The organism is Streptomyces sp. NPDC006743 (assembly GCF_040703815.1).
Classification (GTDB): domain Bacteria; phylum Actinomycetota; class Actinomycetes; order Streptomycetales; family Streptomycetaceae; genus Streptomyces.
On sequence record NZ_JBEYJA010000040.1, the window covers coordinates 47,045 to 71,792 of the forward strand.

17 protein-coding genes are annotated in these 24,748 nt (G+C 73.3%); 5 read left to right on the forward strand and 12 right to left on the reverse strand.

What is annotated here, in order from left to right:
- Positions 1 to 114: 114 nt before the first annotated feature.
- The 3 genes from ABZ719_RS27220 to ABZ719_RS27230 form a co-directional block, all read right to left on the reverse strand.
- Complete coding sequence (locus ABZ719_RS27220) at positions 115 to 1,299, reverse strand: FAD-dependent monooxygenase (RefSeq protein WP_366727795.1); 1,185 nt, start codon at positions 1,297 to 1,299, stop codon at positions 115 to 117.
- A gap of 88 nt (positions 1,300 to 1,387) precedes the next feature.
- Positions 1,388 to 2,950, reverse strand: a complete 1,563-nt coding sequence (locus ABZ719_RS27225) for an amino acid adenylation domain-containing protein (protein ID WP_366727796.1) — start codon at positions 2,948 to 2,950, stop codon at positions 1,388 to 1,390.
- Positions 2,947 to 4,908, reverse strand: a complete 1,962-nt coding sequence (locus ABZ719_RS27230) for a beta-ketoacyl synthase N-terminal-like domain-containing protein (protein ID WP_366727797.1) — start codon at positions 4,906 to 4,908, stop codon at positions 2,947 to 2,949. Before ABZ719_RS27230 ends, ABZ719_RS27225 begins: the two co-directional genes overlap by 4 nt.
- Positions 4,909 to 5,684: 776 nt before the next feature.
- Between ABZ719_RS27230 and ABZ719_RS27235 the strand changes: the two genes are divergently transcribed.
- The 4 genes from ABZ719_RS27235 (at position 5,685) to katG (ending at position 11,593) form a co-directional block, all read left to right on the forward strand.
- On the forward strand, positions 5,685 to 6,707 hold the full coding sequence (locus ABZ719_RS27235) for a GAF domain-containing protein (RefSeq protein WP_366727798.1): 1,023 nt from the start codon (positions 5,685 to 5,687) through the stop codon (positions 6,705 to 6,707).
- A gap of 151 nt (positions 6,708 to 6,858) precedes the next feature.
- On the forward strand, positions 6,859 to 8,499 hold the full coding sequence (gene pgm, locus ABZ719_RS27240; RefSeq protein WP_366727799.1) for a phosphoglucomutase (alpha-D-glucose-1,6-bisphosphate-dependent): 1,641 nt from the start codon (positions 6,859 to 6,861) through the stop codon (positions 8,497 to 8,499).
- A 388-nt stretch (positions 8,500 to 8,887) separates the two neighbouring features.
- A complete protein-coding gene (locus ABZ719_RS27245; RefSeq protein WP_366727800.1) occupies positions 8,888 to 9,325 on the forward strand; it encodes a Fur family transcriptional regulator in 438 nt (145 codons plus the stop codon).
- 33 nt (positions 9,326 to 9,358) lie between these two features.
- The gene (katG, locus tag ABZ719_RS27250; RefSeq protein ID WP_366727801.1) at positions 9,359 to 11,593 is read left to right on the forward strand and encodes a catalase/peroxidase HPI; all 2,235 of its coding nucleotides are present in this window, start codon (positions 9,359 to 9,361) and stop codon (positions 11,591 to 11,593) included.
- A 37-nt stretch (positions 11,594 to 11,630) separates the two neighbouring features.
- On the opposite strand, the gene ABZ719_RS27255 is transcribed toward katG, so the two are convergent.
- The 8 genes from ABZ719_RS27255 to ABZ719_RS27290 form a co-directional block, all read right to left on the reverse strand.
- Positions 11,631 to 11,855: a hypothetical protein gene (locus tag ABZ719_RS27255; protein ID WP_366727802.1), complete on the reverse strand. Its 225-nt coding sequence runs from the start codon at positions 11,853 to 11,855 to the stop codon at positions 11,631 to 11,633.
- Between the two features lie 56 nt (positions 11,856 to 11,911).
- Positions 11,912 to 12,139 carry a hypothetical protein gene (locus tag ABZ719_RS27260; RefSeq protein WP_366727803.1) on the reverse strand — a complete coding sequence of 76 codons (228 nt, stop codon included), beginning with the start codon at positions 12,137 to 12,139 and terminating at the stop codon, positions 11,912 to 11,914.
- 36 nt (positions 12,140 to 12,175) lie between these two features.
- The gene (locus tag ABZ719_RS27265; RefSeq protein WP_366727804.1) at positions 12,176 to 12,532 is read right to left on the reverse strand and encodes a PRC-barrel domain-containing protein; all 357 of its coding nucleotides are present in this window, start codon (positions 12,530 to 12,532) and stop codon (positions 12,176 to 12,178) included.
- 102 nt (positions 12,533 to 12,634) lie between these two features.
- Complete coding sequence (locus ABZ719_RS27270; RefSeq protein WP_366727805.1) at positions 12,635 to 14,869, reverse strand: RICIN domain-containing protein; 2,235 nt, start codon at positions 14,867 to 14,869, stop codon at positions 12,635 to 12,637.
- A gap of 154 nt (positions 14,870 to 15,023) precedes the next feature.
- The gene (locus ABZ719_RS27275; RefSeq protein WP_366727806.1) at positions 15,024 to 16,865 is read right to left on the reverse strand and encodes a beta-galactosidase; all 1,842 of its coding nucleotides are present in this window, start codon (positions 16,863 to 16,865) and stop codon (positions 15,024 to 15,026) included.
- Positions 16,862 to 17,737 carry a carbohydrate ABC transporter permease gene (locus ABZ719_RS27280; RefSeq protein ID WP_366727807.1) on the reverse strand — a complete coding sequence of 292 codons (876 nt, stop codon included), beginning with the start codon at positions 17,735 to 17,737 and terminating at the stop codon, positions 16,862 to 16,864. The genes ABZ719_RS27275 and ABZ719_RS27280 overlap by 4 nt, the downstream gene beginning before the upstream one ends.
- Positions 17,734 to 18,750, reverse strand: coding sequence for a sugar ABC transporter permease (locus tag ABZ719_RS27285; protein ID WP_366727808.1), 1,017 nt, complete (start codon positions 18,748 to 18,750; stop codon positions 17,734 to 17,736). The genes ABZ719_RS27280 and ABZ719_RS27285 overlap by 4 nt, the downstream gene beginning before the upstream one ends.
- Positions 18,747 to 20,045 carry an extracellular solute-binding protein gene (locus ABZ719_RS27290; RefSeq protein WP_366727809.1) on the reverse strand — a complete coding sequence of 433 codons (1,299 nt, stop codon included), beginning with the start codon at positions 20,043 to 20,045 and terminating at the stop codon, positions 18,747 to 18,749. Before ABZ719_RS27290 ends, ABZ719_RS27285 begins: the two co-directional genes overlap by 4 nt.
- 226 nt (positions 20,046 to 20,271) lie before the next feature.
- On the opposite strand from ABZ719_RS27290, the gene ABZ719_RS27295 reads away from it, so the two are divergent.
- Positions 20,272 to 21,321 (forward strand): LacI family DNA-binding transcriptional regulator, encoded by a 1,050-nt coding sequence (locus ABZ719_RS27295; protein WP_366727810.1) that lies wholly within the window; start codon positions 20,272 to 20,274, stop codon positions 21,319 to 21,321.
- Positions 21,322 to 21,330: 9 nt separating this feature from the next.
- Here the strand turns inward: ABZ719_RS27295 and ABZ719_RS27300 are convergent, their stop codons facing one another.
- Positions 21,331 to 24,417: an NPCBM/NEW2 domain-containing protein gene (locus ABZ719_RS27300; RefSeq protein ID WP_366727811.1), complete on the reverse strand. Its 3,087-nt coding sequence runs from the start codon at positions 24,415 to 24,417 to the stop codon at positions 21,331 to 21,333.
- Positions 24,418 to 24,748 lie beyond the last annotated feature (331 nt).

The window sequence follows — 24,748 nt, forward strand, 5'->3', positions numbered from 1 at the left end:
TCGCGCAGCGTCATGTGGCGTCCATGGCAACTGGCCTGTGACGACAGCCGAGTTGACAGCGCCGCCGTGGGCCGTGCAGGGCGCCGGGTGCCGCGGTCACGGCGGGCGGACGCATCACAGCAGGGCCAGCAGCCGCGGGGTGTACAGCGCCCCGGCCGAGGCGATGCCGGCCACCATGTCGAGGTAGATCGCGGTGAGTTCGGCATCCGACTGCACGGCCCGCAGCAGGGAGAGCCGCTGCTCGTGCGGATCGAGCCGGGCGACGCCGAGGGTGGCCTCGTAGCCCGGCGCCAGATGCCGCGCGCAGTCCTCGGCGTAGCGGGCCAGCGCGGTGTCGAGCACGTCCGGGGCGCCGTCCAGGGTGCCCGACAGGGCCTCCGCCAGCCGTTCGACCTGCCAGAAGGCGTCACTGATCCCGCGGGCGGTGATGGAGTCCTTGTGGTGCGCGGCGTCCCCCACGAGGACCCAGCCGGGCCCGGCCGCCCGCCGGAAGAAGTTCTGCTGGTCGCCGCTGCCGTGCAGCCGCTCCGCCGGTTCCCGGCCGGCCAGCCGCTCGTGCAGGGCGGGAGCGGTGGCGCGGATCTGCTCGCGGTAGGCGCGGTGCGCGTCCGCGCGGACCTCCTCGAACCGGGACTGCGGGAAGTAGGCGAGGACGAGGGTCGCGTCGTCGTTGGTGGGCACCGCGGCCACCCAGCCGCCGGGCCGCTCGAACAGCTCCAGGTCGGCGGGCACGTCCTGCCAGTACGTGTAGTAGGCGCAGGTGAGCCGGGGGTCCTGCACGGTGCAGGGGGCCGCCGCCAGCCGGGCGACGGTGGAGCGCATCCCGTCCGCGCCGATCACCAGGCGGGCCCGCTCGGTGAAGGGCCGGCCGTCCCGGCTGCCCTCGACACCGACGACCCGCCCGAGGCCGTCGCGCAGCAGACCGGTCACCCGGCAGTGGTCGCGGAACTCGGCGCCGGCCGCGGTGGCCGCGTCGACCAGGATGGCGTCGAGCACGTGGCGGCGCGGGGCGAATCCCGAGCGCTGTCCCGCCACGCCCCTGGCCCGGCCCTCGATGTGGATGTCGGCGACCTCGTAGACCGTGCGGTCCAGCGGCGGGCAGCCCGAGGCCCGGACCCGGTCGAGCACTCCCCACCGGGCGAGCGCGGCGACGCCGGGCTGGTGGACGAGGTGGGTGGAGAGGGTGTCGGAACCGTACGCCGCCTTGTCGAGCAGAAGGACACGGTGGCCCGCGCGGGCCAGCAGCAGGGCGGCGGGGGCGCCGGCACAGCGCGCTCCCACCACGATGGCGTCGTACATGCGGATGCCTCACAACGAGCTTCGGGGACAGGGGAGGAAGGGTGTGGGGGGTGGGAGGCGGGGTTCGGGGGGAGGCCGGTGCCCGTGGTCAGCGCGGGCGCCCCAGTTCGGCGAGCAGCGCCCGGCGGTCGATCTTGCCGTTGGGGTTGAGCGGCAGCTCGTCCAGGACGGTGATCCGGCTGGGCATCATGTACGGCGGCAGGCGGCCGGCCAGCGCCGCGTACAAGCGGTCGGGGACGCAGCCGGTGCCGCTGACCGCGGCCTGGAGCTCCGGTTCGCCGTCGGCCGCGGGCAGGGTGACGACGATCGCGTCCCGCACTCCGGGCTGGGTGCGCAGGGCGGCCTCGACCTCACCGAGTTCGATGCGGTGCCCGCGGACCTTGACCTGCTGGTCGGTCCGGCCGAGGTGGACCAGCAGGCCGTCGGTCACGGCGACCCGGTCGCCCGTCCGGTACCAGTGCCCCGGGGCGGGCGGTGAGCCGTCGGCCGGGCGGAGGTCCTCGGTGAGGAAGCGGCCCCCGTCGTGCCGCGGGTCCAGGTAGCCGTCGAAGCGCAGCGGGCCGCGCACGCACAGCTCGCCCCGCTCGGCGGGCCGGCCGTCCTCGCCGAGCAGGAGGACGTCCAGGTCCCGGTGACCGGTCCCGATGGGCGCGGTGCCGTTGGGGGTCCGCGGCCAGTGCGCCACCTCGTCGGGGAACCGGTAGGCGGTGCACGAGATCGTCACTTCCGTGGGTCCGTAGAGGACTTCGAGGCGGCTGCCGGGCGCGGCGGCGCGCCACTCGCGGGCCGCCCGCAGGGTCAGCGGTTCCCCGCCGAAGACGCTCCACCGCAGGGTCGGCATGCTGTCCGGGGCCAGGGCGCCCAGCCGGGCGGCGAAGGTGATCAGCGACGGCACCGAGAACCAGTGCGTCAGGCGCAGGCTGTTGACGGTCTTGACCGGGTTCAGCAACTGGCCGCGGGAGGGCACGACGAGGGTGCCGCCGCCCGCCCAGGCGACGAACAGGTCGTGCACGGATCCGTCGAAGGTCAGCTCGAAGCTCTGCGACAGCCGGCTGCCCGGACCGATGCCGTAGCGGCCCGCGACCCGCTCCAGGTAGGCGCAGATGTTGCGGTGCCGGACGGGCACGCCCTTGGGCGCGCCGGTGGAGCCCGAGGTGAAGATGATGTACGCGACGCCGTCGGGATCCGCCTGCGGCGGGGGCGCGCCGGGGCCGGTGCCGTCCGCGGTCTCGGCGCCCTCGGTGCCGGCGCCGGTCTCGGCGTCGGGGGTGTGGATGTGGACGGGCGTGCCGAGGCCGGTGGCCGAGGGGGCGTCCGCGCTCGTGGTCAGCACCAGGTCCAGGCCGGCCGCCGCGGCGATGGCGGCGGTCCGCGCGGCGGGGTGTTCGGGGTTGAGCGGTACGACGGCCGCGCCGGTGCGCAGGATGGCGAGGTACCCGGCGTAGGCGGTCACCGAGCGGGACGTCAGCAGCCCGACGCGCCGCGGTGCGGTGCCCCCGGCCGCGGCGGTCAGCCGGGCGGCGAGGCGTTCGGCGGCCGCGCGCAGTTCCCGGTAGGTCAGGCACGCCCCGGCGACCTCCAGCGCGGGGGCGTCGGGGTGAGCGGCGGCCGAGCGGGCGAACCAGCCGTAGAGGGTGGACGGGTGGGTCATCGGCCGGCCGCCTGGAGCGTTCGCGTCCACTGCCGCAGCTCACCGACCGTGCGCAGTCCGCCGAGTTCCTCGGGGTCGATCTCCTGCCCGCACCGTTCGGCCAGTTCCACCACGATCCGCAGTTTGGCGAGGGAGTCGATGCCGATGTCGGTGAGGCCGGAGGCGTCGTCGAAGCCGGTGCGGGCGTGTTCGCGCAGCACCCGGTCCGCCAGGTCCGCGCCGTCCTGCGCGCGGTGGCCGCCGTCGGGCTCCTCGCCCGCCCAGTACCGCCGTGTCTGCCAGGGGTAGGAAGGCAGCGGTACGCACCGGCCCGGGGTGCCGGACATCGTTGCCCGTTCCGGCTCGCCGCCCGCCAGGTAGCGTTCGGCGGCCGCCGTCAGCGGTCCGCCGGCGGCCGGTGCCGGTGTCCCGGCGAGGGCCGCCGCCAGCTCCTCGTGGGTGTGGCCGGTGACCGCCAGGCGGTGCGCGTGGTGGCGGCGCCGGGCGGCCGCGCTGTGGCAGATGTCGTGCAGCGCGTACGAGGCGCCCGCGCCGCCCGGCCGCAGGTAGCGCACGTAGGCCTCGCGCAGCGCCTCCAGCGCGGCGGGGCTGTGGGCCGACAGGGCGAGGAGGTAGGGACCGCGGTCCGGCTCGGTGGCGGGCGGCATGTGGCGCGGGTCGGGCTGGGCGAGCACCACGTGGGCGTTGAGGGCGGAGGAGCCCTGCCCGCCGACTCCGGCGACGGCGGGGCGGCCGAGGACGGGCAGGTCCAGCAGCTTGTCCGGCACGGTCAGCGGCAGCGCGTCCCAGTCGACGCCCGGGTTGGGGGTGTCCAGGTGGAGACAGGCCGGCACCTGGCCGTGCTCCAGGCACAGCACGGTCTTGATCAGGCCGGCCGTGCCCCCGGCGGCCTCCGCGTGGCCGATGTTGGTCTTCACCGAACCCACCAGGAGCGGCCGGCCGGCGGGCCGGCCGGCTCCGAGCACCTCACCCAGGGCCCTCAGCTCCAGCGGGTCCAGGGCGGGGGATCCCGCTCCGTGGGCCTCGACGTAGTCGACGTCGGCCGGGTTCACGCCCGCGTCCTCGTACGCCCAGCGCAGCACGTCCAACTGGCCCTGCAGGGAGGGGTTGAGGACCGAGTCGCTGGTGCGGCCGTCGTTGCCGACGGCGCTTCCCCGGATGACGGCCCGGATCCGGTCGCCGTCGGCCAGGGCGTCCGTCAGCCGCTTGAGGACCACGACGGCCACCGCGTCGCTGGGCGAGTAGCCGTCCGCGCCCGCGTCACCGAACTTGCAGCGCCCGTCTGCGGCCATCGCGCCCGCGTGCGAGAGCACCAGGCCCTCGTCGGGGCGCAGCGGCACGTTCACGCCGGCCGCGAGAGCCAGCGGCGTCTCACCGGCGCGCAGGCTCTGCACGGCCTGGTGCACGGCCACGAGCGAGGAGGAGCAGGCGGTGTCCACCACGATGCTGGGGCCGCGGAAGTCGAGGAAGTGGGACAGCCGGGCGGGCAGCAGGGAACGGAAGTTGTTGAGCTGGGCGGCCGTCACCGAGTCCGGTCCGCGGCGCAGGGCGAGTTCCAGGTGGTCGGCGCGGGTGTTGCCGACGAAGACGCCCGAGCGGCTGCCCGCCAGCCGGTCGGGGTTCTGGCCGGCGTCCTCCAGCGCGTCCCAGGCCGTCATCAGCAGCAGCCGCTGCTGCGGGTCGAGTTCGGTGGCCTCGGTGGCGGACATGCCGAAGAACCCGGCGTCGAACTCGGCGACCTCGTCGACGTAGCCGCCGCGCCGGGCGGCTATTCGGCCCTGCCTCGGCTGGGGGGAGTGGAGGGCGTCCACGTCGTAGCGATCGGGGGGTGTCTCGCTCGTGGCGTCCACGGCGTCCCGCAGCAGGGCCCACAGCGCGTCGGGCGCGGACGCCCCGGGCAGCCGGCACGCCATGCCGATCACCGCGACCGACCGAGGGTCCACGTCGGACCTGTTCATGAGAGAACTCCGTTCATACGTCGCACGGTCCCTACGCCGTGGCGTAGTCGACCTTGCCCCATGGCACCTTGCCCCACGCACCCGGTCCACGCGTCCGTCAGGTGCCCGTGGCGAGCCATGTGCCGTCCGGGGGCGGGGACGGCAGCGGGACGCCCGGGCGCGCAAGTTCCCGGCGCGTGCCGTGGGGGGAGGCGACGCTGTGTCCGGGCGGCGGGCGGCCGCCTCGCAGGACCGTCCGGTCAGGGCAGTCGGCGCGGGTCGTGGGGTAAGAGCTGCGGACAAAAGGGGTGCCCGGCTCGCGGTGCCCCTGTCGTGCGCAGTTCCGGGACCCGCCGCGGGGAGGGGGGCCGGCGGTCTCGACGTTCCCGTGTCTCGGGTACGGACCGGGGACCGCGCACCCGCCTCACCTTCCCAATTCGAACTAACATTCGACTATCTGATGCCGCCTCGGACCGGATCACCGGAGTCGGCGGCAAGTCCACCGCATGATTGTCGGGGGTGAAATCGTTCCCGAACGATGTGCGATCCAAGAATGACGGGAAGTGATCGCTCGATGTTGAAACATTGAAAAGTTTGGACAGACTCTCCTGATGGCCACCCGCCGGCCCCACCGCGCCACCGGGACGGTCCGTGCGCCGTTCCCGCGCGCAACCGCCCCCGGACGGCGGGCGGACAAGTCCATGCCACCGCCGACGTGTTGACGGTGGGACAGCCGAGGGCGGAATGACCTGGAGTGGTGATCCACGGCGGCCGGATCTCTGCTTTGATCTGACCCCATGGAATCCCTGTCACCCGAACAGCACCGTGCCGCAGGCGAGCAGCGGACCAACCGGCTGAGGATTCTCGGCCTCAACACGGTCGAGGCGGAGGCCACCTTCGACCGCATCGCGCGGCTCGCGGCCACGTTCACCCAGTCCCCGCTCGCCATGGTCAACTTCATCAACGACGAGCGCCAGATGTTCCGGGGCATGTATGTGCCCGGCGGCACCCCCGAGGACCCCGTGGACGTCTCGGGCGGCGGCATCCCCTTCGACCTCAGCAACCTCGCCCGCGAGGCACCCGGCGACTACGGCTTCTGCCCGCACGTGGTCGCCCAGCAGTCCCAGCTCGCCCTGGACGACGTCTTCGACTACCCCCGCTTCAAGGGCAACCCGCTCGTCAACGACCTCGGCGTGCGCTCCTACCTGGGCACGCCGCTGCGCGACAACACGGGCGTCATCCTCGGCACCGTGTGCGTCGCCGACTTCAAGCCGCGCGCCTGGGACCGCCAGCTCAAGCTGGGCATGCAGGAACTGTCCGAGACCCTGCTGTCCGAGTTCAAGCTGCGCGACAGCCTCCTCGCCCAGCAGCAGGAACTGTTCGCCGTCTTCGACGGCGCCCCCTTCCCGATCATGCTCACCGAGGGCCCCGACCACCTGCTGCGCTACGCCAACGGCAGGCAGGGACAGGCCTTCGGCATGGTCCCCCAGTTCAGCCTCGGCCGGAACGTGCTGCCCGGTCTGGACCGGATCGGCGTCTTCGCCGCGATGGACGACGCGCTGCGCACGGGACGGCCGACCAGCGTGCCCCGGGCGTCGCTGCGGACGTACGACTCCGCGGCCCCGCAGGACTTCGACTTCCTGTGCACACCGATCCGCACCTCGCCCAGCGCCCCCTTCAAGGGAGTCCTCACGGTGGCGATGAACACCACCGGGCAGGGCTACGGCGGCGCCGAGTCGCAGGCCTTCGCCGCCAACGTCCAGCAGCGGTTCGAACAACTGGGCGGCGCCGCGCTGTCGGACAGCGTGCCCGGACGGTGAACCGGGGCCGGCCGGGCCGGCGGCCGGGGAGGCGCACCGGGCCCGGGGCCGGGGGGACGGTGCCCCGGGACGTGGGTGCGCCTCCCGTTCGCGGGCGGGGGAAGATGGAGATCGCGAGCGGACACACGACCGAACACGAGGAGTGGGTGTCATGGTGCAGGAACGAGCGGGCAGCCCGGCCCGTCCGGAGGAGCTGATCGACGTGGCCCGGCTGGTGACCGCGTACTACGCGCTGCACCCCGATCCGGCCGAACCCGGGCAGCGCGTGGCGTTCGGGACGTCCGGGCACCGCGGCTCGTCTTTGGCGGCGGCCTTCAACGAGGACCACATCGCCGCGACCAGCCAGGCCATCTGCGAGTACCGCGCCGGGCAGGGCACCGACGGCCCGCTCTTCCTCGGCGCGGACACCCACGCCCTGTCCGAGCCCGCCCGCGTCACCGCGCTGGAGGTCTTCGCGGCCAACGGTGTCACGGTCCTCGTCGACGCCGCCGACGGCTACACCCCCACGCCCGCCGTCTCGCACGCCATCCTCACCCACAACCGCGGGCGGACCTCGGGCCTCGCCGACGGCGTCGTCGTCACGCCCTCGCACAACCCGCCCGCCGACGGCGGCTTCAAGTACAACCCGCCCAGCGGCGGCCCGGCCGGCTCGGACGCCACCTCCTGGATCCAGGACCGGGCCAACGAGATCATCGCCGGCGGCCTGAAGGACGTACGGCGCATCCCCTACGCCCGTGCGCTCGCCGCCGAGTCCACCGGCCGCCACGACTTCCTCGGCGCCTACGTCGGCGACCTGCCCAGCGTGCTGGACCTCGACGCGATCCGCGGCGCGGGCGTGCGCATCGGCGCCGACCCGCTGGGCGGCGCGTCGGTGGCCTACTGGGGCCGCATCGCCGAACAGCACCGGCTCGACCTGACCGTGGTCAACCCGCTCACCGACCCGACCTGGCGCTTCATGACGCTGGACTGGGACGGCAAGATCCGCATGGACTGCTCCTCGCCGTACGCCATGGCCTCGCTGATCGAGCAGCGCGACCGGTTCCAGATCGCCACGGGCAACGACGCCGACGCCGACCGGCACGGCATCGTCACCCCCGACGGCGGGCTGATGAACCCCAACCACTACCTCGCCACGGCCATCTCCTACCTGTACGCCCACCGCGGCGAATGGCCCGCGGCCGCGGGCGTGGGCAAGACTCTGGTGTCCTCCGGCATGATCGACCGGGTCGCGGCCGACCTCGGACGGCGGCTCGTGGAGGTGCCGGTCGGCTTCAAGTGGTTCGTGGACGGCCTGGTCGACGGCTCGCTCGGCTTCGGCGGCGAGGAGTCCGCGGGTGCGTCCTTCCTGCGCCGCGACGGCTCGGTGTGGACCACCGACAAGGACGGCATCATCCTGGCCCTGCTGGCCTCCGAGATCACGGCCGTCACGGGCCGGACCCCCTCCCAGCACTACGCGGCCCTGACCGAACGCTTCGGCGAGCCCGCCTACGCCCGCATCGACGCCCCCGCCTCCCGCGAGGAGAAGGCGCGCCTGGCCAAGCTGTCCCCGGCCCAGGTCACCGCCGACACCCTCGCCGGGGAGCGGGTCACCGCCGTGCTCACCGAGGCGCCCGGCAACGGTGCCTCCATCGGCGGCATCAAGGTGACCACCGAGAACGCCTGGTTCGCGGCCCGCCCCTCCGGCACCGAGGACGTCTACAAGGTCTACGCCGAGTCCTTCCGCGGTGCCGACCACCTCCGCCAGGTCCAGGACGAGGCCAAGCAGGTCGTCCTGACGGCCCTCGGCGGCTGAACTCCCGCGGATCCGCCCGGCGGCTGAACTCCCGCGGATCCGCCCCGGCCCCACCGGGGCCCGGCCGGCGCCTCCTGCCCGGGGCGCCGGCCACGGCCGGGACCCGTCCGCCCGCGGCTCCGGCCCTGTCCCCCCCGGCACCCGGACGCCGTCGGCGGCGCGGTGCGCAGCGGCCCCGCACCCTCCCGCAGCACCCTGCTCACCCGCACCGTCCCGCCCCACCCTGCTCACCCGAGCCTTCCGCGTCCGGTCCGCCCCGTTCGTCCCGGCCGGCGTCCTCCTCGAAGCGGTCCCGGCCGGGCCCTCGACGCAGTCCGCACGATCCGTACCGGACTTTGACCGTTCGTTTTCTTGAATCGTTCGTGTCTGCGGCGGTAGGTTCGGCGCCATGACGGCAGCCCGGCCCCCGACGACCGCCGAGGAACTGCGCGGTGCGGGGCTGCGGGTGACGGCCGCCCGTGTCGCCCTCCTGGAGACCGTCCGCGCGGGTGACCACCTCGGCGTGGCGGATCTCGCCTCCGGGGTGCGCGGCCGCGTCGGCCACATCTCCCTGCAGGCCGTCTACGAGGCCCTGCACGCGCTCACCGCGGCAGGACTCGTACGCCGTATCGAACCGGCCGGCAGTCCCGCCCGGTACGAGGGCCGCGTCGGGGACAACCACCACCACGTCGTGTGCCGGTCGTGCGGTGCCGTCGCCGACGTGGACTGCGCGAGAGGCGAGGCACCCTGCCTGACCGCGTCCGCCGCCCACGGCTTCTCCATCGAGGAGGCCGAGGTCGTCTACTGGGGCCAGTGCCCCGCCTGTTCCACCGCGCCCAGCACGTGAGCACCGTGACCCGCCCAGCCCGGAAGGATTTCCATGTCCGAGAACCACGAGGCCATCGTCACCGACCCGAAGACGGAGGATGCGGGCGGCGGCTGCCCGGTCGCGCACGGACGCGCACCCCATCCGACGCAGGGCGGCGGGAACCGCCAGTGGTGGCCGGAGCGGCTGAACCTGAAGATCCTCGCCAAGAACCCCGCCGTGGCCAACCCGTTCGGTGAGGACTTCGACTACGCCGAGGCGTTCAAGAGCCTCGACCTGCCGGCCGTGAAGCGGGACATCGCCGAGGTGCTGACCACCTCGCAGGACTGGTGGCCCGCCGACTTCGGGCACTACGGCCCGCTGATCATCCGCATGGCCTGGCACAGCGCGGGCACCTACCGCATCAGCGACGGCCGCGGCGGCGCCGGCGCGGGCCAGCAGCGCTTCGCGCCCCTCAACAGCTGGCCCGACAACGCCAACCTCGACAAGGGCCGCCGCCTGCTGTGGCCGGTCAAGAAGAAGTACGGCCGCAACCTGTCCTGGGCCGACCTGCTGGTCCTCGCCGGCAACGTCGCCCTGGAGTCCATGGGCTTCACCACCTTCGGCTACGCCGGCGGCCGCGAGGACGTCTGGGAGGCCGAGGAGGACGTCTACTGGGGTCCCGAGACCACCTGGCTCGGTGACGAGCGCTACACCGGCGACCGCGAGCTGGAGAACCCGCTCGGCGCCGTCCAGATGGGCCTCATCTACGTCAACCCCGAGGGGCCGAACGGCAACCCGGACCCGATCGCCGCGGCCCGCGACATCCGCGAGACCTTCCGCCGGATGGCGATGAACGACGAGGAGACCGTCGCCCTCATCGCCGGCGGCCACACCTTCGGCAAGACGCACGGCGCCGGCCCGGCGGACAACGTCGGCCCCGACCCGGAGGCCGCCGGCCTGGAGGAGCAGGGCCTCGGCTGGAAGAACACCTTCGGCACCGGCAAGGGCGGCGACACCATCACCAGCGGTCTGGAGGTGACCTGGACGCCGACCCCCACCCGGTGGGACAACTCCTTCTTCGAGATCCTCTTCGGCTACGAGTGGGAACTGTTCAAGTCCCCCGCGGGCGCCCACCAGTGGCGGCCGAAGGACGGGGCGGGCGCCGGCACCGTGCCCGACGCGCACGACCCGGCCAAGCGGCACCAGCCGACGATGCTCACCACCGACCTCTCGCTCCGCTTCGACCCGGTCTACGAGCCGATCTCGCGGCGCTTCCTGGAGAACCCCGACCAGTTCGCGGACGCCTTCGCCCGGGCCTGGTTCAAGCTGACCCACCGTGACATGGGCCCGGTCTCCCGCTACCTCGGCCCCGAGGTCCCCGCCGAGACCCTGCTGTGGCAGGACCCGCTGCCCGAGCGCACGTACGACCTCATCGACGCCGACGACGTCGCCGCCCTCAAGGCGAAGATCCTCGCCACCGGCCTGTCGGTGGCCGAGCTGGTCTCCACCGCGTGGGCGTCGGCCTCCTCCTTCCGCGGCAGCGACAAGCGCGGCGGCGCCGACGGCGCCCGCATCCGCCTGGAGCCGCAGCGCGGCTGGGAGGTCAACGACCCCGACCGGCTCGCGAGCGTGCTGCGCACCCTGGAGGGCGTCCAGGAGGCCTTCAACGCCGGGCAGAGCGGTGGCAAGGGCGTCTCCCTCGCCGACCTGATCGTCCTCGCGGGCGGGGTGGGCATCGAGCGGGCCGCCAAGGAGGCCGGGTTCGAGATCGAGGTCCCCTTCACGCCGGGCCGGGTGGACGCCTCGCAGGAGCAGACCGACGTCGAGTCGTTCTCCGCGCTGGAGCCGGCCGCCGACGGGTTCCGCAACTACCTCGGCAAGGGCAACCGGCTCCCGGCCGAGTTCCTGCTCCTGGACCGCGCCAACCTGCTGACGCTGAGCGCACCGGAGATGACCGTCCTGGTCGGCGGTCTGCGGGTGTTGGGCGCGAACCACCAGCAGTCGCCGCTCGGTGTGTTCACCACCACGCCCGGTGTCCTCACCAACGACTTCTTCGTCAACCTGCTCGACCTCGGCACCCAGTGGCGGGCGGCCTCGCCCGACGCGACCACCTTCGAGGGCTTCGACCCGGCCACCGGCCGGGTCAAGTGGGCCGGCAGCCGGGCCGACCTGGTCTTCGGCTCCAACTCCGAGCTGCGCGCCGTCGCCGAGGTCTACGCCAGCGACGACGCGAAGGAGAAGTTCGTGTCCGACTTCGTCGCGGCCTGGACCAAGGTCATGAACCTCGACCGGTTCGACCTGGCCTGAGTCCGGCCGCCACGGCGTCGCCGTGCCGCCGTCCCGGTCAGGCCTTGGCCGGGGCGGCGGCGCCCGCTTCCTTCACCAGACGGTCTCCGGGCGCCAGCGACTCCCACAGCGCCTTGCCGACGCGGAACTTCCCCGTCCCGCCCCCGGCCAGGCGCACCTCCACGTAGTGGTAGAGACCGGAGCCGTCGGTCGTCCCCCGGCTCTTGTCCACCACGACACCGTCCCAGGCGTCCTCTTCACGTACCTTGCGAGATTTCGGCATGGTGGCACCCTAGGGCACCCCAGCGCCTCCCGTCCGGGCCGGGCCGCGGCCGCCCCTCACGGGTGCGGCCGGTCGAGGACCCGGCGGGCCACCCGGGCCGCCGCCTCGCTCTCGGCCGCGGCGGGGGACAGCTCGCTCAGCGTGTCCAGGTCGGTGTCCCGGCGCAACTCGTCCTCCCAGGTGGCGGCGAGGCTCTCCTGCTCGGCGCGCGGCAGGCCGCGGACGTGGTCGCGGTGGCGCGGATCGAGGGCGGCCAGGAGCCGCTCGACGGGGTCGATGGCCATCTGCTCCTCCTCGGGGCGGGGCGCCGCCGCGGGCGGTCAGCGGCGGGCGAGCCGCCGTTCCCCGCCGGCGCCCGGGACGTAGGGCAGGTCGTAGTGCTGGAAGACCGCGGCCTCCTGCTCGGCGGGCAGGACGTCGTCCGTGCCGATGGAGGGCGCCTTCTTGACCAGCCCCTTGGGCTGCGCGACCTTGACGTAGTCGGGCCCCACGACGGCGCCCTCGACCGGTACGAACAGCAGGCGCTGCCGGGTGGGCAGCCCCGCACGGACGGTCACCATGGCCGGCTCGTCGGTGCCGGTGTCCACGTAGACCGCCTCCAGCGCGCCGATCTTGTGCCCTTCCTGGTCGACCACGTCGCGGTTGCGCCACTCACGGAGATCCGCCGAACGAATCATGTCTGCTCCCTGCCGCTCCCAGCCGTAGTACGGATGAGTGACCCGGGCACCCGGGGCGTAAACACGCCGGTGGCCGGGGCGGTGGCGCCCCGGCCGGTGGGGTCAGCGGATCCGCCACCGCTGGAGCGGTGAGCCGTCGCCGGGACGCTGGGTCACCGCGGCGCCCCTGTCCGCCGAGGCGGCGGTGAGCAGCAGCCCGCTGCGCACCGAGGTCACGGTGAACGAGCCGTCGGCCAGGCGCGTGAGGGCCCAGCGCTGGTTGGGGCCGCCGGTGCAGGGCCACTGGATCACCCCGGCGCCGGCCGCGGTGGAACCGCCGTCGACGTCGGCGCACAGCCCCGAGGCGGTGTTGACGATCTCGTAGGAGCCGTCGTCCCGCCGGGCCAGGCGCCACTTCTGGTGGTCGCCGCCGTTCGGCGTCCAGGTGTCGAGCCGGGTGCCGGCGGCGGTGCTGCGTCCGGGGACCTCCAGGGTCTTGCCGGCGGTGACGAGCGTGCGGGTGCCGTCGAGCGGGGCGGGCGCCGCGCCGGTGGGCGTGAGCGTCAGCGTCTGCTCGGCCGCGGTGCGCGAGCCGCCGGCCGGGCCGGTGCCCGCGGCGTCCCAGAAGCGGGCCGGGGTGGTCTCCGCGGGCCGCGCCGGGTCGCCGGACAGACCGATCACCAGGCCGCTGTAGCGGTTGACCAGCCGGTACGTGCCGTCGGGCGCGCCGTCCGCCGAGGTGCCCGCGACGACCCACCACTGCCGTCCCACGTCCGCCCCGCCGGGCCCGGCCGCCCGCACTGTGGGCCGGGTGCCCCAGGCGCGCTGGGGCGTGCTGGAGGAGTCCACGCCGAGCAGACCGCCGGTGGCCGCGTTGGCGATGCGGTACGAGCCGTCACCGTTGCCGGTGAAGATCCACGACTGCCGGGCCGATCCGTCCGCCTGCGCCTGGGAGGTGGTGGCGGAGCTGCCCCGGACCTGGGTGAGGACGCGGCCGCCGCCGCTGGAGATGCGGTACGTCCGGCCCGTGTCCACGGGGGCGGCCGGCGCCGAGGTGCCGATGGTGACGTTCGCGTACTCGCCGGACGAGCCGCCCGAGCAGCCGAAGGAGCAGTACGAGCGGAACGACTTGCCGACGATGTTCGAGCCGGTCCTGTTCGCCGGGTCGAGGAACCAGCGGTACCAGGAGGCGTTGGTGAGGCCGCCGGTGTCGCCGATCAGCCGCCACTTCTGCGTGGCCAGGTCGTCGGTGGCGTAGAACCGCTGCGGTGCCTTGCCGCTCTGGTCCACGCCCTGCGGCTCGCCGATGTACAGGCCCAGGTAGGCGTTGTAGGTGATGTCCATGACGAACAGCGGCGAGGTCGGCGGCATGGTGCCCGCCGCCACCTGCTGGCTCGTCGTCCCGCTGTTCGCCGGGTCGTACTCCTTGTCCGCGGGGGTGTAGCCCGTGGGGTGGGTGGCGTCGGCCGGCACCATGTTGCTCTCCCGGCCGCCCGTCCCGGGCTGCGACCAGGCACCGTCGTACCACTTGCGCCATGAGCCCGGCGCCATCTTGCCGGAGATCGGGGCCCGGGCCACGTGCGCGTGGAACGCCTTCCAGCTGCCGCCCTTGTCCACGATCCGGGAGCCGTAGAAGACGTAGAAGTAGCCGGAGGCGGTGTCCACGAACAGGCGCGGGTCGCCGTCGCCGTAGTCGAACGTCTGCTGCGGGAAGGCCGCCGTGTCGCCGCGCTTCGTGCTGTACGGCGAGGTGAGGACGTGGTCCTTGATGCTCCACGTCCGGCCCTGGTCCCGGGAGACCGCGTAGTCGATCGCGTCGTAGTGCAGGCCGTCACCGAAGGGCTGCGGGGTGAACTCGTTGTGCACCAGGCCGTACCAGTCGCCGGTGTCGGGGTCGACCCACACGCCCGCCAGGTCGCAGTAGTTCTTCTGCGCGTAGTGCGACCCCGCGGGCGCGTAGCTCGACTCCACGCCGGTGGGGCCGTTGTTGCAGCGCCACGTGGTGTCGTCGTTGCGGTCGCGGGAGTCGGCCGGGTTCACCGCGCCGCTCAGGGCGCCGTCGCGGGTGGCGGAGTCGAGGTCCTTGCCGGTGAAGAAGGTCCAGGCGCGGCTGTCGTCCGCGCCGTAGAGGGAGTGGGCCTGCTGGAAGTGGAAGGTGCCGTCCTTGTCGATGTAGGGGGCGGCCGGTGTGTCGTCCGGGTGGGTCCAGGAACCCTTCGAGTCGACGGTGACGGTGTACGACGGGGCGCCGGCGGCCGGTGCGGTGGAGGCGGCAGGAGCCGCGAGCGCACTGCCGCCGGTCAGGGCCGTCGCCATGGCGACGACCGCGGCGACCAGCTGCTTGCGGTGAGGTGACACAGGTCCTCCTTGCTCGGGGCGGGGCCGCGCCGGCTGCGCGGCCCCCTGGGTGTGGTTCCTGTGCGTGACGGCGGACCGGTGTCGGGGCCGGTCCGGTCCTCGGCCCCCGTGCCCGCGCGTGCGGCCCGGAGCGGGCGGCCGTGGCGCACGGCGGTCAGCCGAACGTCTCGACGTACTCCTCGGCCGGTCCCAGCGCGGGGCGGTCGGTGAGGGCGAGGTGGTCGCCGAACCGTTCGAGTTCCAGGACGGTGAGGATGTTCTCGCCGGCGCGCAGCAGCGGGCCGGGCAGGTAGAGCGTGGTCTGCGGGCCGATCTCCCAGTAGCGGCCCAGCAGCGTGTCGCCCACCCAGACGAACCCCTTGCCGAAACCGGGCAGGGCGAGGAAGGAGTCGGCCGGTTCGGTCACCGTCAGCCGGGCGGTCGCGAAGCCCGCCCGGTCGTCGCAGGGCGCCGCCGACGCGGCCCGGCCGACGTCCTGCCGCCCCCACTCGTCCAGCGGCAGCCGGTGCATGGTCCAGCCGTGCACCAGCCGCCGGTCCACGCGGACACCGCCCAGGATGCCCTTGCCCTGCCCGAGCAGCGGACCGTAGTTGATCCGGCCCTGGTTCTCCACCAGCAGGTCCAGGCGCACCCGAGCCCCGGTGCCCGGCACGCTGAACGAGGAGGTCTCGCGGTCCAGTACGGCCACCGGGGTGCCGTCGACGAACACCTGGGCGCGGTCGTGCAGTCCGGTGACCGTCAGCTCCTGGCGGCCCGGCGGCAGCAGCGGCTCGGCGGTGTAGAGCACCAGGCCCGAGGACTGCCCCAGCTCCTCGAAGCTCAGCGGGGCGGGCGCCCGCACCGGCTCGCCCGCGGCCCGCAGCGCGGGCAGGAGCGCGGCCCGGCGCGTGACCTCCAGGGTGCGGGGCGTGAGCAGGGGCGGGTCTGCGGGCGGCTCGGGAAGCGCGCGGTCCGGGCCGGCGAACGCCGCCAGCCGCTCCCGCAGGGCGTGGAACTTCGGGGTGAGCGCGCCGTGTTCGGCGATCGGGGCGTCCGAGTCGTAGCTGGTGACGGTGGGCTGGAGGCGTTCCCCGTCGTGGTTGGCGCCGGCCCACAGCCCGAAATTGGTGCCGCCGTGCGCCATGTACAGGCTCACCGAACCGCCCGCGTCGAGGATCTCGCCCACGTCGTCGGCCGCGCTCGCGGCGGACCGCACGTGGTGCTTCTCGCCCCAGTGGTCGAACCAGCCGTTCCAGAACTCGGCGCAGAAGAACGGCTCGTCCCGGCGGCGCGCGCGCAGCAGCGCCGCCGCCTGGTCGGGGCGGGAACCGAACGTCGCCGCCGCGAGGTGCCCGGGCAGGCTGCCGCCGTCCTGCATCAGCGCGGTCGGCCCGTCCGCCGTGTACAGCAGCTCGGTGACACCGCGCGCCACGAGCGCGTCGCGCACCCAGCGGACGTAGGCCCGGTCGTCGCCGTAGCTGCCGTACTCGTTCTCGATCTGCACCGCGACCACCGGCCCGCCCCGGGCGGCCTGGAGCGCGGCGATGCGCGGGACCAGCTCGTCGAACCAGCGGCCGACCGCCTCCAGGAAGGGGCGGTAGGAGGTGCGCGGCCGCATGCCCGGCGTGCCGGTCAGCCAGGCGGGCAGCCCGCCGTTGTCCCACTCGGCACAGATGTACGGTCCCGGGCGCACGATGACGTCCAGTCCCGTCTCCTGTGCCAGCCCCGCGAAGCGCGCGAGGTCGCGCCCGCCGTCGAAGCGGACCTCGCCCGGGACGCGCTCGTGGAAGTTCCACGGGACGTAGGTGTCCACGGTGTTGAGGCCGAGCGCGGCCAGCCGGGCGAGCCGGTCGGCCCACTGCTCGGGACGGACCCGGAAGTAGTGCAGGGAACCGGCCAGCACGCGGTGCGGGCGGCCCGCCCGCAGCAGGGTGCCGTCGGCGAAGGCCAGCGCGGCGGCCGGGGAGGGGGCGAGGGGGTCGGGGGCGGCCGCGGTGTGCGGTGCGGAAGTGGTCACTTGACGGCTCCGGCGGTCATGCCCGCGCGCCAGAACCGCTGGAGCGCGAGGAAGGCGATCAGAAGCGGGACGACGGACACCAGGGAGCCGGCGACGACCAGCGGGGGCGGCACGGCGACATGGCTCGCGTTCCAGCCGACCAGGCCGACCGTGACGGGCTGGAGCCGGTCGTCGCCGAGCACCATCGCGGGCAGCAGGTAGTTGTTCCAGATCTCCACGAACTGGAACAGGAAGATCGTCACCAGCGCGGGCAGCATCATCCGCACCCCGATGGTACGGAAGATCCGGAACTCGCCCGCCCCGTCGAGGCGTCCGGCCTCCAGGACCTCGTCGGGGACGCTCTGCGCCGCGAACACCCGGGAGAGGTAGACCCCGAACGGGCTGACCACACTGGGCAGCAGCACGGCCAGCGGGTTGTCGATCAGGTGCACCCCGGAGAACATCAGGTACAGCGGCAGCGTGAACAGCACCTTGGGTACCAGCACGGCCGCGAGCACCGCGCCGAACACCGCGCCGCGCCCGGGGAAGTCGTACTTGGCGAGCGCGTAGCCGGCCAGTGCCGAGAAGGCGGTGCCGAGGACCGCGCCGACGCCGCAGTACAGCACGCTGTTGAGCATCCAGCGCCAGAAGATCCCGCCGTCCTGGCCGCTGAGCCGGGCGATGTTGCCGAACAGGCCGAAGCCGTGGAACCACAGGCCGCTGCCGGAGAACTGCTCGCCGAACGGTTTGGTCGCCGACACCAGCAGCCACCACAGCGGGAAGAGGAAGTAGAAGGCCGACAGGCCCAGCAGCGCCATGACGGTGACCCGGCTCGCCGGGCGGCTCTCACGGCGCGAGCGCACCAGGGACGCCCGCGTGCTCAGCGCGCTCATGCCTGCTCCTCCCCGCGGTGGCTCAGCTTGAAGAAGACGAAGGACACGACACCCACCAGGAGGGCCAGGAGGACGGACTGCGCGGCGGCGTAGGGGTAGTTGCCCGCCGCGACCGCGCTCTGCGCGGACATGATCGGAGTGAACGTCGAGGTCACCGAGCCGTCGGAGACCGGCTGGAGCACCGCCGGCTCGTTGTAGAGCTGCGCGGAGCCGATGACGGAGAACACCGTGGTGAGCACCAGCGCGCCGCGCACCGCCGGGATCTTGATGCTCCAGGCGGTCCGCAGGGCCGAGGCCCCGTCCATGCGGGCCGCCTCCAGGACCTCGGCCGGGATCGACTGGAGCGCCGCGTAGATGATGATCATGTTGTACCCGGCCCAGCTCCAGGTGACGATGTTGGCCACCGACCACAGCACCACCTCGCTGTGGAAGAAGGGGACCGAGAACCCGACCGGGTGCAGCAGCCGGTTGATCGGGCTGGACTGCGACGAGTACATGAACGACCAGACCAGCGCGGCGCTGACGCCGGGGATGGCGTACGGCAGGAAGCCGGCGATCCGGAAGAAGCCCTTGCCGCGCGCCGAGCGCGAGTCGATCAGCAGCGCGAGGGCCAGGGCCACGCCGAGCATCACCGGGACCTGGACCACGCCGAACAGCGCGACCCGGCCGAGCGAGGACAGGAACGCGTGGTCGCCGAGGGCCCGGCTGTAGTTGCCCAGCGGGTCGAAGACCTTGGTCGGCGCGGTGAGGCCGAGGCCGGAGCGGTGGACGGTGAAGAGGCTGCTGACCGCCGCGTAGACGATCGGCGCGACGTACATCGCCGCGAACAGGACCAGGAAGGGAGCGCAGAACAGCAGGGGGCGCAGGCGGCCCGCGCGGGACGCGGGGTTGGCCGCCGGTGTGGGTGCGGAAGCGGGTGCCGGTGGTGTGGCGGGCCGGCCGGTGCCGGCGGCGGGCCGGGCCCGGCGGACGGCCCGCACCGCGCCGGCCGCGTCGATCACGGACTCGTTCACTCGGCGACCTTCAGGCCCTGCTTCTTCATCTCGCCCACGGTCTGGTTCCCCGCGGTGCGCAGCGCGTCGGCGATGGTGCCCCTGCCCGCCCAGGCCTTGCCGAGCCCGTCGTCCAGGTCGGCGGCGGTCTTGGTCATCAACGGGCCCCACGTCCAGGAGGAGTTGACCTGGGGAGCGGCGGCGGCGAACACGTCGTAGATCTTCTGGCCGCCGAAGTACGGGTCGGCGCCCCTGAGCTGGGGCAGGTCGAGGAGTTTCTTCGCGGCCGGGTACAGCGCGGCCTTCTCGACGAGCGTGCCGAAGGCGGCGCGGTCGGTGCCGAGCCAGTGCGCGAACTCCCAGGCGCCCTCGGCGTCGTCGCAGCCCTTGAGGACGGCCGTCGCGGAGCCGCCCGCGTTGCCCGCCTGGCCGGCGCCCGCCGTCCACTGCGGCAGCGGGGCCACCGCCCACTGGCCGGCGCCGTCCTTCGCGCCGCCCTTGATGACCCCGGCCTGCCAGACCGCGCCGACGACGGTGGCGATGTCGCCCTTGCCGATGCCGGTGTACCACGCCTGGTCGTACATCGGGGCGCCGCTGATCAGCCCGTCGTCGGCGAGGCCCTGCCAGTAGTCGGCGACCTTCTTGTTGGCCGCGGAGTCCATGGTGACCTGCCAGGCGTCGCCCTTGACGCCGAACCACCCCGCGCCGGTCTGCCAGGCCAGGCCCGCGTAGTCGTAGTCCAGGTAGGGCGAGGAGATGTGGCGGTGCGGGTCCGAGGCGTGGATCTTCTCGGCGTCGGCCCGGTACTCGTCCCAGGTGGTGGGGGGCTTCAGGCCGAGCGAGTCGAACACCTTCTTGTTGTAGAAGAGCGCCATCGGGCCGGTGTCCACGGGCGCGCCGTAGACACCGCCGTCCAGGGTGACCGACTTCCAGGCCGCCGGCTGGTAGTCGCCCCGGTCGGCGGAGGCGTACCGGCTCACGTCCTTGAGGGCGCCCTGCGCCGCGAAGCTCGGCAGCGTCTCGTAGCCGACCTGGGCCAGGCAGGGCGCGTTGCCCGCCTTCACCGCGTTGAGCATCTTCTGGTAGCCGCCCTTGGCGCCCGGCTGGACGGCCTGGTAGGTGACCTTCAGGTCCGGGTGGCTCTTGTTGAACGCGGCCACGGCGTCCGCGTAACCGGGCGCCCAGCCCCAGAATGTGATCGATCCCTTGCCGGATGCGGAGGTGGAGCCGGAGCCGGAACCGCCGCACCCGGTGGCGGTCAGGGCCAGGCCCAGGGCTCCCGCCATCCCGGCAATACGGACAATGGATCGCTTCACGGCTCCTCCTGAAGGGCTGGGTGGAGCGGAGGAGTTGCCTCCGCGGGGCCGCGCGCACCGCGAGCGGGGGGAACCGGGCGGTGGGGCGGCGCGCTGATGGCGGAAACTATGGCAGAGAATGTTATCGATGCCAATAGCCGGTTCCAGGCAGGCCAGGAGCAGCCGGAAGAGCAGATGGGCGGGCGTGTGGGCGATATCATCGGTGTCCGGTACGAGGAAGGAACCCATGGGGAAGCACAGTGACGGCGGGGAGCGGCCGCCGGGGATGGCGGATGTGGCCCGGGTCGCGGGAGTGTCGGCGCAGACCGTCTCCCGGGTGCTGTCCGGCCACCCCAACGTGCAGGACAAGACGCGCGCCAAGGTCCTGTCCGCGGTGGAACAGCTCGGCTACCGGCGCAACAACGCCGCCCGCATGCTCTCCTCGGGCCGCAGCCGCACCATCGGCGTGGTCACCCTGCAGACGAACTTCTACTCGCGCGCCGCCGTCACCTCGGGCATCGAGCACGCCGCCCAGGCCGCCGGGTACGCGGTCAGCACGGCGACCACCACCTCGCTGGACACCTCCGCCATCGAGGCCGCCCTGTCCCGGCTGGCCGACCAGGGGGTCGAGGGCGTCATCCTGTCGGTGCCGCTCAACCACAGCAGCCCCCGCATCGAGCAGCTCACCCGGGCCGTGCCCACCATCACCATCGACGGCTCGCGCACCGACGCCACCGAGGTCGTCGCCATCGACCAGGGCCTCGCGGCCCGGCTGGCCACCCGCCACCTGCTGGACCTCGGCCACGACACCGTCTGGCACATCGCCGGCCCCGAGGAGTGGCTGGAGGCCGCGGCCCGGCGCGAGGGCTGGCGCAGCACGCTCCAGGAGGCCGGCCGGCCGGTGCCGCCGCCCCTGGAGGGCGACTGGTCCCCGGCCTCCGGCTACCGCAGCGGGCTGATCCTGGGCCGCATCCCGGACGCCACGGCGGTGTTCGTCGCCAGCGACGAGATGGCCTTCGGCGCGATCAGGGCGCTGCACGAGCTGGGCCGCCGGGTGCCCGAGGACATCTCCGTGGTGGGGGTCGACGACATCGAACTGGCCGAGTACTGCTCGCCGTCCCTGACCACCGTCGCCCAGCCGTTCAGCCAGATGGGCACGCTCGCGGTGGCCCATCTGCTGCGGCACATCGCCGACCCCGGCGCGGTCTCCGAACCGGCCTCGGTGGAACCGCAGTTGATCGTCCGGGCCAGCACCGCACAGCACGGTGCCCCGGCCACTGGGGCCGGGGCACCGTAGAGCGGCCGGTCAGCCGGCGCAGTGGAACTTCGCGTCGGCCCAGTCGCCGTGGTCGCCGGACTTCGTGCCGTCCGTGTCGGTGACCACCAGGTGCACGTGGCGTGCCCCGGCCAGCGGCACGTCCACCGGCAGCGGATCGGACCTGCCGCTGACCGTGGGCGAGGACCAGACCTTCTTGCCGTCGGCGACGACCGAGAAGGACACACCGCCGTAGCCGTTGATCTCGTCGTCGATGCCCGCCGTCGCGGTGAGGGACGAGCACTGGCCGCCGAGCCAGAACTCGATGTCGGAGTCGGCGTGCACCCCGATCCCCTTGGCGTACGTCGTCCCGTTCAGGGTGAGCGGGTGGCCGTCGCCCGCCGCCGACTCCCCGTTGCTGCGGTCGCGTTCGGCCGGACCGTAACCGTTGGTGGAGTTCAGCCAGGGCAGGTCACCGGCCCAGCTGTCGCCCCTGGGCGGGGCGGGCATGGTGCGCAGGGCGGTGCGCTCGGTCGTGACGTGCTCCTCCCCGGCCGACCGGTAGCGGGCACTGCCTCGGAGCACCGCCTCGCCCGCACCGGCGTTCGCGGGGGCGGTCACGGTGAACTCCGCGCTCAGCCGGCCGCCCGGCCCGACCCGCCCGGCGCCACGGGCGGGCGAGACGGTCCAGCCGTCCGGTGCGGCCAGGGACAGCTCGGTCGCCGAACTGCCGGTACGGCCCGCGGTGAAGTCCACCGTGACCTTGCCCGACACGCCGGCGCCGATCTCCTCCGGTGCCGTGACCGAGACGGTGCCGGTGGCCCCGGGCACCTTGCCGCCGACCGCGCTCGCCCCGTCCAGGTCGATCCGGAAGCCCCGGGCGGTGCTCAGGGAGCGCGTCTTGACGTGGACGACGCCGGCCCGGTCGGCCGGGTCGTACCACCAGCCCTGACCGGAGGCGTCGAAGGCGGCCTTCGACCCCGACCGGGGCAGGGGGCGGCCGTCCAGGCGGACCTGGTGCGGCGCCGACCCCGTGTGCACGGTGAACGCGTAGGGGCGGCTCTTCTGCTTGCCGGTGAAGTCGCCGCTCTCGGCCCCGACGTCGATGCGCACCGCCCCGGCGCCGCTGTTCGGGGCGGTCACGGTCACCGGCTGCTCGCCGTACTTGCCGTCGCGGTGCTGCCGGGTCACCCCGTCGTCCTCGTACAGGGTGAAGGTGCTGCGGCCCTGCGGGTAGACGTCCCAGGCCAGCGGGGAGTCCGCGGTGCGGTCCCGGTAGGAGTTGACGCCCGGCCACATCGGGATCGAGGCGCCCGCCTTCACGAACAGGGGAAGGGTGTCCAGGGGCGCCTGGTAGCCGTCGACCGTGGTCGGCCCGTGGTAGGTCCGGCCCGTCCAGTAGTCCACCCAGTCGCCCTTCGGCAGGTAGATGCCGTCACGGACAGAGGTGTCGCTGTAGACGGGCGCGACCAGGAAGTCCTCGCCGGTCAGGAACTCGTACTTGGCGGCGTCGCCCGCCGCCTTCGGGTCGTCGGGGTATTCGAGGGCCAGCGGACGCACGGCGCCGACCCCGGTGCGGTGCGCCTCGGCCGCGTACGTGTACATGTACGGCAGCAGCGATTCCTTGAGCTTGAGGTACTTGCGGTTGATGCCGGTGTACGGCTCTCCGTACCGGTACGGCTGCTTGTCCTTGGCGGCCCAGCCGTCCATGGTCATCACGGCCGGCAGGAACGACTTCCACTGCAGGTCACGGGTGTACGTCTTGGCGCTGCCGCCGAAGATGCCGTCCACGTCGCCGGAGGTGTAGGCGAGCCCGGACATGGTGGCACCGGCGTACGTCGGTATCTGCCAGCGGATGTAGTCCCAGCTGCCCGACTGGTCACCGCTCCACTGCACGCCGCAGCGCTGCGCACCCGCCCAGCTCTCCGGCGCCCAGGTGAAGCCGCGCGCGTCGCTGTTGTCCTCGATGCCCTTGTACGCCGCCTTGCAGCCGTCCAGGGCGAACTTGTAGCCGTCGCCCACCCAGGCCACGTCCAGCTTGGCCACCCGCTGGCCCGCCTTGACCTGGTCGGCCAGCTTGTCCAGGCCGTCCTCGGTCCACAGACCCATCTGCATCTTGCGGGAGTCGAGGCCCTTGGCGGTCTCGGCCAGGTCCTCGTAGCCGCAGCCGTAGCCGTCGTTGACGAGCATCCAGCCCAGCGGCATGTCGTTCTCGGCGTACCCGTCGGCGACCTTGAGCGCGTCCAGGGTGTGGCGCTCGCCGCGGTTGGCGTTGTGCAGGTAGCAGTCGGAGTCGCCGATCTCCAGGCCGTAGACCGGCGGGAGCATCGGGCGGCCGGTGAGCCGGGTGTACCGGCCGATGACGTCCTTCGCGCTGTCACCGGCGAAGTAGTAGGCGTCGAACCGGTTCTCCCGCTCGGTGGTGCTGACCGGGTCGGTGAAGGCGTAGGTGCCGGGGGCGTAGGTGTTGCGGTAGACACCGTAGCCCGCGGAGGAGAGGTAGAATGGCACCGAGTTGGGGTGGCCGCCCTCGTTCCAGTTGTAGTCGACGCCGACCTCGAGCGTCTTGCCGCGGTGCGAGGTGTTGCCGCTGCCGTTCTGCTCGCCGGTGCCGTAGAACTGCTCGTCGGCGCCGCGCGCCAGCGTCTGGGTGGTGGCGGTGCCGTCCCAGCTGATACCGCGGGTCTCCTCCCACAGGCGGGTGCCGTCCGCGCGGTACAGGGCGAACCGCAGCGGTGACTTGTAGGCGCGCAGGGTGACCTTGTCCGTGGACAGCTCGTAGCGGTCGCCGCGGTCGCGCCAGCGGGTGGCCGGGGCCTTGCCCTGCGGCAGCACGATGTCGGTGCCGACGGGGTCGGTGAACGTGCCGTCGGGGGCCACCTCGATGCGGAAGGTGTCCGCGGAGACGAACGAGACCCGGGCCTTCGCCGCGCCCGCCGCGAAGGAGTAGGCGGCGCCGGAGCGGGAGAACCCGGTGACCGCGCCGATGACGGTCGGCGTCCCGGCCGGCGCGGACGCGGCGGCCCGGGCCGGCAGCGCCGGTCCGGCCGTCGTCGCGAGCACCGCGAGCACGGCGGCCGCCGCCAGGGCTGCTCCCGGGGAACGGTGGGCCTTGCGTCTGCGGGGTGGAGCGGTCATGTCGATCCCTTCGCACACGTGGGCAGAAGCGGAAGCGATGATTGAAGGTGCTTGTTATGCCATCGAAACAAGCAGAATCAATCACGCGAAGAAGGTATAGCGCACGGCCGCCCCGCTGACCAGAGCGCGGACCGGCCCGCCGCACCGGCCGCTGCACCGGCTGTCCGTGGCCGCCCCGCCGGCCCTCCCCGGCCGCCGCACGGGCCTTCTCCCGCCGCCGCACCGGCCTTCGTCCGCTGCCGCAGCCGCCTTCCCCGCTCGCTGGAACGGCCTCTGCCCGCGCGGCGGAGCGGCCCGTCCCGGGACGGACCACCGCCCTTCCCCGGTACGG

Excerpts from the sequence above, each read along its gene's own strand:
- ABZ719_RS27255 (WP_366727802.1), bottom strand. The coding sequence starts at position 11,855 with ATGCCGAAATCTCGCAAGGTACGTGAAGAGGACGCCTGGGACGGTGTC.
- ABZ719_RS27230 (WP_366727797.1), bottom strand. The coding sequence starts at position 4,908 with ATGAACAGGTCCGACGTGGACCCTCGGTCGGTCGCGGTGATCGGCATG.
- pgm (WP_366727799.1), top strand. The coding sequence starts at position 6,859 with ATGGTGCAGGAACGAGCGGGCAGCCCGGCCCGTCCGGAGGAGCTGATC.
- ABZ719_RS27265 (WP_366727804.1), bottom strand. The coding sequence starts at position 12,532 with ATGATTCGTTCGGCGGATCTCCGTGAGTGGCGCAACCGCGACGTGGTC.
- ABZ719_RS27300 (WP_366727811.1), bottom strand. The coding sequence starts at position 24,417 with ATGACCGCTCCACCCCGCAGACGCAAGGCCCACCGTTCCCCGGGAGCA.
- ABZ719_RS27245 (WP_366727800.1), top strand. The coding sequence starts at position 8,888 with ATGACGGCAGCCCGGCCCCCGACGACCGCCGAGGAACTGCGCGGTGCG.
- ABZ719_RS27225 (WP_366727796.1), bottom strand. The coding sequence starts at position 2,950 with ATGACCCACCCGTCCACCCTCTACGGCTGGTTCGCCCGCTCGGCCGCC.
- ABZ719_RS27280 (WP_366727807.1), bottom strand. The coding sequence starts at position 17,737 with ATGAGCGCGCTGAGCACGCGGGCGTCCCTGGTGCGCTCGCGCCGTGAG.
- katG (WP_366727801.1), top strand. The coding sequence starts at position 9,359 with ATGTCCGAGAACCACGAGGCCATCGTCACCGACCCGAAGACGGAGGAT.
- ABZ719_RS27220 (WP_366727795.1), bottom strand. The coding sequence starts at position 1,299 with ATGTACGACGCCATCGTGGTGGGAGCGCGCTGTGCCGGCGCCCCCGCC.
- ABZ719_RS27295 (WP_366727810.1), top strand. The coding sequence starts at position 20,272 with ATGGGGAAGCACAGTGACGGCGGGGAGCGGCCGCCGGGGATGGCGGAT.
- ABZ719_RS27235 (WP_366727798.1), top strand. The coding sequence starts at position 5,685 with ATGGAATCCCTGTCACCCGAACAGCACCGTGCCGCAGGCGAGCAGCGG.
- ABZ719_RS27260 (WP_366727803.1), bottom strand. The coding sequence starts at position 12,139 with ATGGCCATCGACCCCGTCGAGCGGCTCCTGGCCGCCCTCGATCCGCGC.